Here is an 11598-nt window from a genome sequence, read left to right on the forward strand (position 1 = left end):
TCAATAGCTTACTTCATTAAAAGAAGTCATCGATCGGATTCAAAAAACAACAATCATGTATCGACCCACCTCATACTTTTCTTTATTGAGAACGATCTCAGATAATTCCTTATTAGAAAGTAGGTCACCACTCTTCAACAAAAGCAATGTATTTTGAAGTTTCAAACTTTTCAAATCTTCCTGTGTTATATCCTTTACACTCTCATGCAAATACACATCCATGTTCTCCGGCCGTCTGATTTTAAAGACATGATATCCGGATAACTGTTTTTCCTCGGAAAGGCTGACTGCCTTACGGCATAGTTCGCCATAGCCTATTTCATGATTAATAGAAGGTAAGGCTAGCCCTCCAATAAATAAAGCAACAAATAGACCTATGCCCAATGAATATACCGAACGGGAAATTTCTTTTCTATATAAAGCATAAAGAGCATATAGACCACTTACTGTTAACAAAGAAGCCGAGATATACAAATAGCTTTGATTCAAATATGCTCCATCTTCTTGCTGTATCAACCAAAGGAAAGCCGGTAATATGGTTACAAAAACAAAATAGGGAATGGCAAGAGATAAAGCTAGCCAACGGTTCCACTTAAAATGATGCATCAAGGTCACCGCAAGATAGACAAAGAAAGGAAAGGTTGGCAATAAATAAATAGATAATTTTGCACTGACTAAAGACATCGTCAACAGTGTTGTCAGAATGATCACTGAAAAGAACTTCTGAAGATCAGTGCGCATCAATCTTCTGGATAAGCCTAAAACAATGACAGAAATCACCAAAATGGCCCAAGGAGCCAATGAATACCAAATAGAAATAAAATAATAATAAAACGGTTCTTCGTGATGAAAAGACTTTACCGCTCTATCCAAAGTCTGGTGAAACACTAAGTTATTCAAATAAGGCATTCCTCCCTCCCAATAAACACCTAAAAACCAAATCGAAAAGCCAAGCAATAAAACGCTCCATGTTTTCCAACCCCAATATTTTATAAACGTCGACAAGCGATTAGTCAGCAACAAATAAACAGTTGTAGAGACAAAAGGAATTAAAAAGCCAACTGGCCCCTTTGAGAAAACAGCCATAAATATGAAGAAAGGAAAAAGCCACATTATCAAACCGGATTGACCTTTATACATCTTGTAAAAAGCATATAACGCTAAGACAATGAACATGCACATCAACATATCCATACGTAGTACAATGGCCGATCCCAAGAACAATCCACAACTCATCAACCAAATCTTTCCCAACCACCGATTCTCTACCGAGACTTCTTTTGAGACCCAGAAATCCATGACATAAACAACAACTAATGCGGGCAAGAAAGAAAATAGAGATAAGAACCACATCTGGTGCTGTCCAAACAAAGCCTTTCCAAACATGATTATCCAAAAATACAAAGGAGGTTTATCAGCGTATGGTAACCCATGATTAGTGAAAGTAAAGAAGTTCCCGTTCCGCAAAGCTTCGTCAACAATACTGAGATAACGTAGCTCGTTATCAGGAGTATAATCTCTAAAGATTAGAATAGGTAATACAGCCAAAATCAAAAAGAAGTAAAAATATTTATTTTTCATCTTTCGCAATATTAGAATGGTGATGACTCAAAAACAAATTCCGACTATAAGCAATAAATCCGATTGATTGCCCTAATATTAACACAGGATCAGATCGGACAATTCCATAAGATACAATCACAGACGATCCGATCAAACTCAAAATCCAAAATCCGGATGGCAATAAAGATTCCTTATTTCGATAGGAATAAAACATCTGATAAACAAACCTAAAAGTAAAAATGATTTGCCCCATTGATCCAAAAACGATCAACCACAATGGAATATTTTCATTTTTAAAGAAAGTTTCGATGAATCGATCAAAATCGTGTAAGACAAAAGCAACAGCCAAAATAGGGGTAATTCCTAATACCCATCTAGCTACAACGTGCATTTTTCTCCAGACTCCCTTCTCATTTAAATTCCACAAGTAAATATAATACGAGATAAATTGCCCCAAAACAATAGAGAAATCATCACGTAGCCATCCATAAAGACAAAGCAAATAAGAGCCGACGAGGCTTAATATCCAAAAGATAGATGGGGAAAGAACTGTTTTAGCTCGTTCCGATAATATCCACTGAAAAAGAATACGAGCAGAGAAAAAGGCTTGCGCTAAAAAGCCAATGATATAAACAACAAGACCGTATTTCATCCACTATTTAGTTATATTATTCTCACTAATGCTGTAATTGATATATCTCTTCTTCATCCAACGATAAGCAAAACAATCTAAAAATGGCGATACGAGTCTATTCCATAAATGATATTTTGATTCACCGGCTAAACGGGGGAAATGACGTACTGGGATTTGCTCAATTCGTCCTTCTTGCAATAGAATCAAAGCTGGAAGAAAACGGTGCATCCCTGTGAAAAAAGGAATACGTTTGGCATAGTCTGTATGAATAACTTTCAATGGACAACCAGTATCTTGTACATTATCATGTGTCATCATTCGCCTAAATCCATTGGCTATTTTCGATTGTATCTTCTTAAAAAATGAATCTTTCCGATTAGCACGAATACCCATCACAAGTTCGGCATGATCGACTTCATTCAATAACAGATTAAAATCTTCCGGAGTTGTTTGCAAATCGGCATCCATATAACCAACATAACGCGAATCTGTTGCATCAATACCTGCTTTCATTGCAGCACTTAAACCAGAATTCCGAGTTAAAGAGATATAATAGAAACTTTCATTTCGTTCACAGATCTCTTTAATTAAAGGTAAACTCTGATCTTTTGACCCATCATTAACAAAAAGGACGCAAGTAGAATACTTGGATTCTGGCAAGAAAGAGCTTAACTTAGACTCCAACGTCAAAATATTATCTTCTTCATTGTAGATAGGTACAACTATCGTAAAATCGTAATTAACAGTTTTATTCATGATCAACAGCATTTATTCATTGTATATAAACAATCAGATTCAAATAATCATAATCAATCTTTTTTAATTATTCAAATCTAACAAGCCTACAAAGTAACAACAAGATCTTATTAAACAGAAAAAAAAGACTAATATTTATTAAAAACATTAGTCTTTTTTAATAGAAGAGAGATATTATTTCTTCTCAGTTAAGTCCAAAGCAAAATTAAACCCGATCAATATAATCGACTATCCACTGCCCAACTTCTTTTGTGCCAAAAACGCCTGCACCATCAATTTGTATTTCCGGTGTACGAACATTACATTCTAAAGATTCATCAACCGCTTTTCGAATAAGTTCACTCTCTTCTTTACAATCAAAATAATCGAATAGCATAGCTACAGAAAGGATTTGGGCAATCGGATTAGCTATATTTTTCCCCTTAGCTTGTGGCCAAGATCCATGAATAGGCTCAAAAACGGGTGTCCCTTCTCCAGTGGAAGCTGAAGGCAAAAGCCCCATAGATCCAGTAATGCACGATGCTTCATCTGTAAGAATGTCGCCAAAAGTGTTTTCTGTAACCAATACATCAAAGAAGGTAGGTTCTTGAATCATGCGCATAGCTGCATTGTCAACAAACATATAATCGGTATAGACTTCCGGGTATTCTAAAGCCATCTTTTGAGCGACTTGACGCCATAAACGTGATGAAGCCAACACATTAGCCTTATCAACTACAGTTAAATGCTTTCTGCGCTTCATCGCGTATTCAAATGCGACCTTTAAGATACGTTCTATTTCAGAACGAGTATACAAATTCGTATCATAAGCTTTCTCGTCATCTTGATACTTCTCGCCGAAATACATACCACCCGTCAATTCGCGAATACAGAGGAAATCGGCATTTTCAACTAATTCAGCGCGCAATGGTGATTTGTGAAGTAAACATTTAAACGTTTGTATGGGGCGAATATTAGCAAATAAGCCCAATTTCTTACGCATGGCTAATAAGCCTTGTTCCGGACGAACCTTAGCTGTAGGATCATTGTCAAACTTCAAATCCCCCACTGCTGCAAATAGAACAGCATCAGCTTCTTTACACACACGGTAAGTTTCTTCAGGAAAAGGATCTCCGATTTGATCAATAGCATGTGCTCCACAAATAGCATAGGTAAAATCAACCTGATGACCAAATTTACGGCAAATAGCACTCATTACATTAACTCCTTGTTCTGCAATCTCAGGTCCAATACCATCTCCTGGCAATACTGCAATATTAAAATTCATATCTTATCTTTTTTAAAACGTTCTATACGTTAATTCTTTATTTTATAAATATACAATTTATTCGAACAGAGAACACTTTTTTAGTATTCATTTTCTATCATATTCAACATTTTCAGAGTCGCTTTAATCGCTGCTTCTGTCTGGTCTGCATCTAAGCCTCGTGTTCTAAAGACCTTGTCCTCATACTCCCAGGTGATCACTGTTTGCACAAAAGCGTCTGTCCGTCCACCGGGAGGAATCGTCACAGCATAATTCGTTAGTCGTGGAAACTTTCGTCCTAAAGTGACTTTATAGATTTTACGTAAAGCACGTACAAAAGCATCATACTGACCATCTCCGCTGGAATTCTCTTCATATTCACATCCATTAATCTCAATCTTTAATGTAGCTACGGGCTTAAGTCCGTAGCCTAACGTCACCAAATAACTTTTTAAGCGAACACGTTCGTTAGAAACGCCATGCTTCAAGACATCAGCCACGATATATGGCAAATCATCTTGAGTAACCAGTTCTTTCTTATCGCCCAATTCAATAATTCGCTCGGTAACTTTACGCATAGACTCTTCATCTAGCTCCAATCCAAGATCCTTAAGGTTCTTTCTGATATTAGCTTTACCACTTGTTTTCCCAAGTGCGTATTCACGTTTTCTCCCAAAACGCTCAGGCAATAGATCATTACAATAAAGATTGTTTTTATTGTCTCCATCAGCATGTACACCGGCCACTTGAGTAAATACATTTTCTCCTACAATCGGTTTATTAGCAGGAATAGTAATACCGGAATAAGATTCCACTACTCGACTCACATCGTTTAAACGGCTCTCATCAATATTGGTAACCGCATTAAAATGATCTTTCAAAATAGCTTGTACACTTGATAATGGAGAATTTCCAGCTCGTTCACCTAATCCATTGATCGTGGTATGAAGTCCTTTAACTCCGCTTAAAACGGCAGCCAAAACATTGCTAACAGCCAAATCATAATCATTATGCGCATGAAAGTCAAAATGCGTATTTGGATAGCGTTTCTTCATTTTTCGCATAAATTCAATCACTTGAAGTGGATTGAGTATACCTAAAGTGTCAGGAAGCATGTAGCGCTTTATCGAACTTTTCCGAAGCGTATCCATTAACTTAAATACATAATCCGGACTATCTTTCATCCCATTACTCCAATCCTCTAAATAGATATTAACAGCAATGCCTTTTTTATCAGCATAGTCAACAACTTCAAGAATATCTTCTAAATGTTCCTCCGGAGTTTTCTTTAATTGCTGAGTACAATGTTTATATGAACCTTTACATAGTAAATTGACCACCCGACAACCAGCGTTATAAATCCAATCGACTGATGCTCCCCCATCAACAAATCCAAGCACTTCAACTTGATGTAATAAGCCCCGTTTGCCGGCCCAATCACAGATTATCCGAACCGCCTCAAACTCACCATCAGACACTCGGGCAGAAGCAACCTCTACTCGGTCAACTTTCAAATCATCCAGAAGTAGACGAGCAATCATTAATTTTTCATGCGGGACGAAAGAGACTCCACTTGTTTGTTCACCATCTCGCAAAGTGGTGTCCATGATCTCTATTTTGACCCCTTTTCCCATGTTTCAATTCGTTCTTTATTACTTAATAAGAAATCAATGTCATCTAACCCATTCATTAAACAATGTTTTTTATAAGTATTAATCTCAAAAGATTCTTTTTCACCTGTCAAAAGATTGGTAATCGTTTGCGTTGGAAGATCAACTTCCACTTGCATTTCAGGATTTCCACTTATTGAAGCAAATAAATTAGCCAAAAAGGATTCACTCACAACAACAGGCAAAACAAAATTGTTTAATTCATTATTTTTATGAATATCAGCAAAGAAACTTGAAACGACAACCTTAAACCCATAGTCAGCAATAGCCCACGCCGCATGTTCGCGGCTAGATCCTGATCCGAAATTTTTGCCGGCAACTAAAACTTCTCCACCATAATTCGGATTATTCAATACGAAATCATCAATAACATTTCCTTCTTTATCATAACGCCAATCATAAAAAAGTTTTTCTCCAAATCCTTCACGATCGGTTGCACGCAAAAAGCGGGCAGGAATGATCTGATCGGTATCTACATTTTCTAACGGCAAGGGAACACAAGTACTTCTTAATATATTAAATTTTCTTTTCATATTCTTCTATAATTATCACATTTATCAGTAACGCTAACACCATTGAACTTAAATCAATTCCCTAGGATCGGTAATCACTCCTGTCACAGCAGCTGCAGCAGCAACCAACGGACTAGCTAACAGTGTACGTGAACCAGGGCCTTGACGACCTTCAAAATTTCGATTACTAGTCGATACCGCGTATTTCCCTGCTGGAACTTTATCATCATTCATCGCTAAACAAGCTGAACAACCTGGTTGACGAATTTCGAAACCTGCCTCAGACAAAATTTTGTCCAGCCCCTCTTCACGAATTTGACGATCAACAATCCAAGATCCCGGAACTAACCAAGCGACTACATTTTCAGCTTTCTTCCGACCTTTTACAAGAGTTGAAAATGCTCTAAAGTCTTCTATTCGCCCATTGGTACAAGCTCCTAAAAAGACATAATCAACTTTCTTTCCTAACACTTTCTCACCCGGAGTAAATCCCATATAAGCCATCGACTTCTCAAACGAAACTTTCTCCACTGAACTCATGTGTTCTGTTGTCGGAATTTCACCAGTTATTCCCATTCCCATTCCGGGATTAGTACCATAAGTAATCATTGGAGAAATATCATTAGCATCAAAATAAATTTCTTTATCAAATACAGCATCCGCATCACTCTTTAAAGTTTGCCAATAAGATAAAGCTTCATCCCAATCTTTTCCCTTAGGAGCATATTCTCTTCCTTTAATATAGTCAAAAGTAATCTGGTCTGGAGCGATCATTCCTCCACGAGCCCCCATCTCAATCGATAAATTACAAAGCGTTAATCGGCCTTCCATACTCATTTCACGAACGACATTCCCGGCATACTCAATGAAATACCCCGTAGCTCCTGCAGTCGTTAGTTCCGCCATCATATATAAAGCCACATCTTTAGGAGTTACCCCTTTACCTAATTTACCCTCAATATTAATACGCATCGTTAGAGGTTTGGATTGAAGAATACATTGTGAAGCTAATACCATTTCCACTTCACTCGTACCTATACCAAAAGCTACAGTTCCCATAGCTCCATGGGTTGAAGTATGAGAATCTCCACAAACAACCGTCATGCCCGGCAAAGTCAAGCCGCGTTCAGGACCAACGACATGAATAATACCATTACGTTGATCCATCATACCAAAATGCATGAGATCAAACTCTTTGGCATTTCTAGCTAATGTTTCAACTTGATCCCTAGAAATTAAATCTTCAATCGGCTGATCTTGATCATGTGTTGGTGTGTTATGATCAGGCATGCAAAAGACTTTCTCCGGACGAAAACATTTTAATCCCCGTTTACGAAGCCCCTCAAAAGCCTGAGGACTAGTAACCTCATGGCAATACAAACGATCAATATACAATTGTGCAGGACCATCATTCACCTGCATCACGACATGCTTATCCCAGATCTTATCAAATAACGTATTCATTCATTAATTATTTTATATGTAAAAAACTAAACCCTTAAACTCTAAATTTATTGATACAATCAATATAAGCTTCAACTGATGCTGCTATAATATCTGTATTCGCCCCAAAGCCATAATAGATTTGATTATCATATTCCACTTGCATATGTACTTTACCCATATCATCGCTGCCCTTGCTTATTGCTTGAATAGTAAATTCCTTCAAAATCATATGTCGATCTATAACCTTCTTCAAAGCTTTAATCGCGGCATCAACAGGACCATTTCCATTTGCACATCCTTCAAATTTTTCACCAGAAATATTCAATCCGATACTAGCAACCGAACGTACTCCAACACCACTCGTCACCTGTAAATACTCCAATTTAATTCGATGATTACTATTTCTATCGGCACCCGCAAGCAATAAAACATCATCATCATTGATATCCTTCTTTTTGTCTGCTAATTTTAAGAAATCAGCATATACCAAATTCAACTGCTCTTGATTTAATTTCACTCCTAAAGCCGACAAACGACTTTTTAAAGCAGCACGACCGCTACGAGCTGTCAATACAATAGAGTTATCATCAATACCCACATCATTCGGATTAATAATTTCGTAAGTCTGAACATTCTTAAGAACTCCATCTTGATGAATGCCAGATGAGTGAGCAAAAGCGTTTCGACCAACAATCGCCTTATTAGCTTGTACCGGCATATTCATTAAACTAGAAACCATTCTACTGGTCGGATAAATCTTTTGCGTATTTATATTGGTTTCAATATTTATATCATGATGGCTCTTCAAGATCATCACAACCTCTTCCAAAGCAGTATTACCAGCACGTTCGCCAATACCATTGATTGTTACTTCTACTTGACGTGCTCCATTCAAGATACCAGCCATTGTATTAGCTGTGGCCATTCCTAAATCATTATGACAATGAGTAGATATAATAGCATTGTGTATACCATTCACATTTTCTAATAGAAATTTAATTTTTTCCCCATATTCATTGGGTAAACAATAACCTGTAGTATCAGGAATATTGACTACCGTTGCACCAGCTTTAATAACAGCTTCAACAACTCTAGCTAAATATTCATTATCTGTACGCCCGGCATCCTCTGCATAAAACTCTACGTCATCAACAAAACGTCGAGCATACTTCACTGCTGCAACAGCTCTTTCGATGATTTCATCACGGTTAGAATTAAATTTATATTTAATATGAGAATCAGACGTACCTATCCCAGTATGAATGCGCTTGTGTTTTGCAAACTTTAGGGCTTCAGCTGCAATATCAATGTCTTTCTCTACAGCTCGTGTCAATGCACAGATTGTGGGCCACGTTACTGCCTTCGATATTTCAATGACTGAATTAAAATCGCCAGGACTTGAAACAGGGAAACCAGCCTCAATGACGTCCACCCCCAAGCTTTCAAGAGCCTTGGCTACTTGTATCTTTTCAACAGTATTCAATTGACAACCGGGAACTTGTTCACCATCACGAAGAGTCGTATCAAAAATAAATAATCTATTATCCATGGTTATATCTTTTATATAAATAGTAATCAAAAAAAAAGCCTTTCTCACTTGGAAGTGAGAAAGGCTTTCGAATATTTTAATCTACATATCTACACACAGCACTCACTTCCACTAAACCTCGATAGCAGAATAATAATACCAGAAAGCAGAATATGTACAAAAATAGAATTCATTTTCTAATCATTTTTGTTTGATTTCACAAAGGTATAGAATATTTTAAAAGATCCAAATAATATGTAGTATTTTCGATGAATTATCAATCATTTTATAACAAAATCAATTGTATCTATATAAAAATATCATATTTATTACATATAAACAACAAACACATTGATTGCATCCATGCCTTAAATAGAAAAGATTATACCAATAAATTAAATGGATAAGATTAATCCATTCGAAGATTCTCGGTGGAGTTAAAAGAAGTTTAAAAGGAGAGATCAGCCTGAAAAAGAGTTTTAAACAAAGAAGAGATAGAATAAAAGTTGTTTAGTTTCAGTCGACGTCCCTTCTGCATTTTTCAATAGGGTCGTATCAACCGAGGTTCGAAGAAGAAAAGCTGCATCAGATTCATGAATGGATTTAAAACACATGACATGGTACAAAACAACGTGGGCAGCACAAGACAAGATGCCATGGTATTGGATAGCGTTTTAAAAAGTGTGTAAATCCCAATATTTCTTAGATTTGTATTGTAACCTAAAATGAAAGAGAAATGGAATTTACACAAGAACAAATGTCTGAAATTATTTCTTCACTTACAAATGGTAAAGAAGGATTTCAGGAATTAATCCGTTTAGGGATGGAATCCTTAATGAAATCAGAGCGTAAGATTTATAATTCTCAGACTGATGATGTGAGTAATGGCTATCGTGATCGTCGAGTATGTCATGGCGGTCAAATGTTTGAGATTCGCGTTCCTCGGAGTCGTGAGAGCAACTTTTATCCTGTTTTATTAGGGGTACTTAAAGATCAAGAAGCTGAAGTTCAGCGCTTAATTTGTAGTTTATACGCTCAAGGCTTGACCACCAAGCAAGTTGGTGATATCTCTGAGGAATTTTACGGTAAGCATTATAGTAAGAGTCAAGTAAGCCGGCTCCTTGATACGGCACGTGGAGATGTTTCTGCGTGGCTGAACCGTAGATTAGATGCACGTTATCCAATCGTTTATATTGATGCTACGTATGTTGCCACCAGGCGCAATGACTCGGTTTCAAATGAAGCATACTACGTAATATTAGGAGTAAAAGAAGATAGAACTCGTGAGGTCTTATCAATTGTGAATTTCCCAACCGAAAGTGCTTCCAACTGGCTTGATATATTCGATGATATAAAAGAAAGAGGAGTTAGTGAGATTAATTTATTTGTATGCGATGGCTTATCTAGTATTGAAAATTCTATCGCACATGCATTTCCTGGTGCAGATATCCAATTGTGCACGGTGCATTTAAAGAGGAATATATTGGGGAAAATTAAACCTCGAGATAAAAAAATAATTGCGGCTGAAATGCAGATAGTATTTAGGCCAGATCAAGATTTGGTCACCCCTGAAAGCTCACATAAACAATTCCTAGATTTTATAGATAAATGGGTGAAGAGTTACCCCATGCTTAAAAGGTATAAACATGAAAGGTACAAATTCTATTTCACTTATTTCAAATATGAGAGAGAAATAAGAGGTATGATATATACAACCAATTGGATTGAACGACTCAATAAGGATTTTAAAAGAGTGCTGAAAATGCGTGGCGCGATGCCAAACTATGATTCTGTGATATTATTGCTTGGCAATGTGGCTATGAATAAAGATGTATTTAAATATCCAATTTACAACTTTCTTGAATCAAAGCTTTTTATCAAAACAGAATAATTATATTTTTGAGAAATATTTATGCCTAAGAAATAAAACATACACACTTTTCTGAACATTACCAGACAAACGGTATCAAAGGGTACTCGTGGCAACAAACGACCCAGACCGATACCCAAGACAACGGCAAGACACGGCAGGGCACAAAAAAAAGACCCTTCGAAACATTACTGAATCGAAGGGTCAATCAAAATGGCGGCTACCTACTCTCCCACTGTTACGCAGTACCATCGGCGTGACGAGGCTTAACTTCTCTGTTCGGAATGGGAAGAGGTGGAACCCTCGTGCTATAACCACCTAAAAAAGGTTATGACATGTGTACAGTAAAAATTTAGACTCCTAAAAAGGATAG

General features: G+C 36.9%; 9 protein-coding genes and 1 rRNA gene. 1 reads left to right on the forward strand and 9 read right to left on the reverse strand.

All coding sequences use genetic code 11. The features are described 5' to 3' along the window. Positions 1–39: 39 nt before the first annotated feature. From AC4PG5_RS07020 to AC4PG5_RS07055, 8 genes are all read right to left on the reverse strand, one after another. Positions 40–1581 carry an ArnT family glycosyltransferase gene (locus tag AC4PG5_RS07020; protein WP_492028243.1) on the reverse strand — a complete coding sequence of 514 codons (1542 nt, stop codon included), beginning with the start codon at positions 1579–1581 and terminating at the stop codon, positions 40–42. Next, the gene (locus tag AC4PG5_RS07025; RefSeq protein WP_492028244.1) at positions 1571–2215 is read right to left on the reverse strand and encodes a lipid-A-disaccharide synthase N-terminal domain-containing protein; all 645 of its coding nucleotides are present in this window, start codon (positions 2213–2215) and stop codon (positions 1571–1573) included. Before AC4PG5_RS07025 ends, AC4PG5_RS07020 begins: the two co-directional genes overlap by 11 nt. 3 nt (positions 2216–2218) lie before the next feature. Beyond that, entirely contained in the window at positions 2219–2953 is a 735-nt protein-coding gene (locus AC4PG5_RS07030; RefSeq protein ID WP_492028245.1) for a glycosyltransferase family 2 protein, read from the reverse strand. Positions 2954–3158: 205 nt separating this feature from the next. Next, positions 3159–4220: a 3-isopropylmalate dehydrogenase gene (gene leuB, locus AC4PG5_RS07035; RefSeq protein ID WP_492028246.1), complete on the reverse strand. Its 1062-nt coding sequence runs from the start codon at positions 4218–4220 to the stop codon at positions 3159–3161. A gap of 80 nt (positions 4221–4300) precedes the next feature. Next, a complete protein-coding gene (locus tag AC4PG5_RS07040) occupies positions 4301–5833 on the reverse strand; it encodes a hydroxymethylglutaryl-CoA lyase-like TIM-barrel protein (RefSeq protein ID WP_492028247.1) in 1533 nt (510 codons plus the stop codon). Further along, entirely contained in the window at positions 5812–6402 is a 591-nt protein-coding gene (gene leuD / locus AC4PG5_RS07045; protein WP_492028248.1) for a 3-isopropylmalate dehydratase small subunit, read from the reverse strand. Before leuD ends, AC4PG5_RS07040 begins: the two co-directional genes overlap by 22 nt. A 48-nt stretch (positions 6403–6450) precedes the next feature. Beyond that, complete coding sequence (gene leuC / locus AC4PG5_RS07050; RefSeq protein ID WP_492028249.1) at positions 6451–7845, reverse strand: 3-isopropylmalate dehydratase large subunit; 1395 nt, start codon at positions 7843–7845, stop codon at positions 6451–6453. Between the two features lie 34 nt (positions 7846–7879). After that, positions 7880–9376 carry a 2-isopropylmalate synthase gene (locus AC4PG5_RS07055; RefSeq protein WP_492028250.1) on the reverse strand — a complete coding sequence of 499 codons (1497 nt, stop codon included), beginning with the start codon at positions 9374–9376 and terminating at the stop codon, positions 7880–7882. A 715-nt stretch (positions 9377–10091) separates the two neighbouring features. Between AC4PG5_RS07055 and AC4PG5_RS07060 the strand changes: the two genes are divergently transcribed. Continuing rightward, on the forward strand, positions 10092–11246 hold the full coding sequence (locus tag AC4PG5_RS07060) for an IS256 family transposase (RefSeq protein ID WP_492028251.1): 1155 nt from the start codon (positions 10092–10094) through the stop codon (positions 11244–11246). Positions 11247–11436: 190 nt separating this feature from the next. On the opposite strand, the gene rrf is transcribed toward AC4PG5_RS07060, so the two are convergent. Then, positions 11437–11547: ribosomal RNA gene (rrf, locus tag AC4PG5_RS07065) — 5S ribosomal RNA — on the reverse strand. Between the last annotated feature and the right edge of the window lie 51 nt (positions 11548–11598).

The sequence above is a fragment of the Bacteroides sp. QWL-09 genome (assembly GCF_058683585.1).

Excerpts from the sequence above, each read along its gene's own strand:
- AC4PG5_RS07060 (WP_492028251.1), top strand. The coding sequence starts at position 10,092 with ATGGAATTTACACAAGAACAAATGTCTGAAATTATTTCTTCACTTACA.
- AC4PG5_RS07055 (WP_492028250.1), bottom strand. The coding sequence starts at position 9,376 with ATGGATAATAGATTATTTATTTTTGATACGACTCTTCGTGATGGTGAA.
- leuC (WP_492028249.1), bottom strand. The coding sequence starts at position 7,845 with ATGAATACGTTATTTGATAAGATCTGGGATAAGCATGTCGTGATGCAG.
- AC4PG5_RS07020 (WP_492028243.1), bottom strand. The coding sequence starts at position 1,581 with ATGAAAAATAAATATTTTTACTTCTTTTTGATTTTGGCTGTATTACCT.
- AC4PG5_RS07030 (WP_492028245.1), bottom strand. The coding sequence starts at position 2,953 with ATGAATAAAACTGTTAATTACGATTTTACGATAGTTGTACCTATCTAC.
- leuD (WP_492028248.1), bottom strand. The coding sequence starts at position 6,402 with ATGAAAAGAAAATTTAATATATTAAGAAGTACTTGTGTTCCCTTGCCG.
- leuB (WP_492028246.1), bottom strand. The coding sequence starts at position 4,220 with ATGAATTTTAATATTGCAGTATTGCCAGGAGATGGTATTGGACCTGAG.
- AC4PG5_RS07025 (WP_492028244.1), bottom strand. The coding sequence starts at position 2,215 with ATGAAATACGGTCTTGTTGTTTATATCATTGGCTTTTTAGCGCAAGCC.
- AC4PG5_RS07040 (WP_492028247.1), bottom strand. The coding sequence starts at position 5,833 with ATGGGAAAAGGGGTCAAAATAGAGATCATGGACACCACTTTGCGAGAT.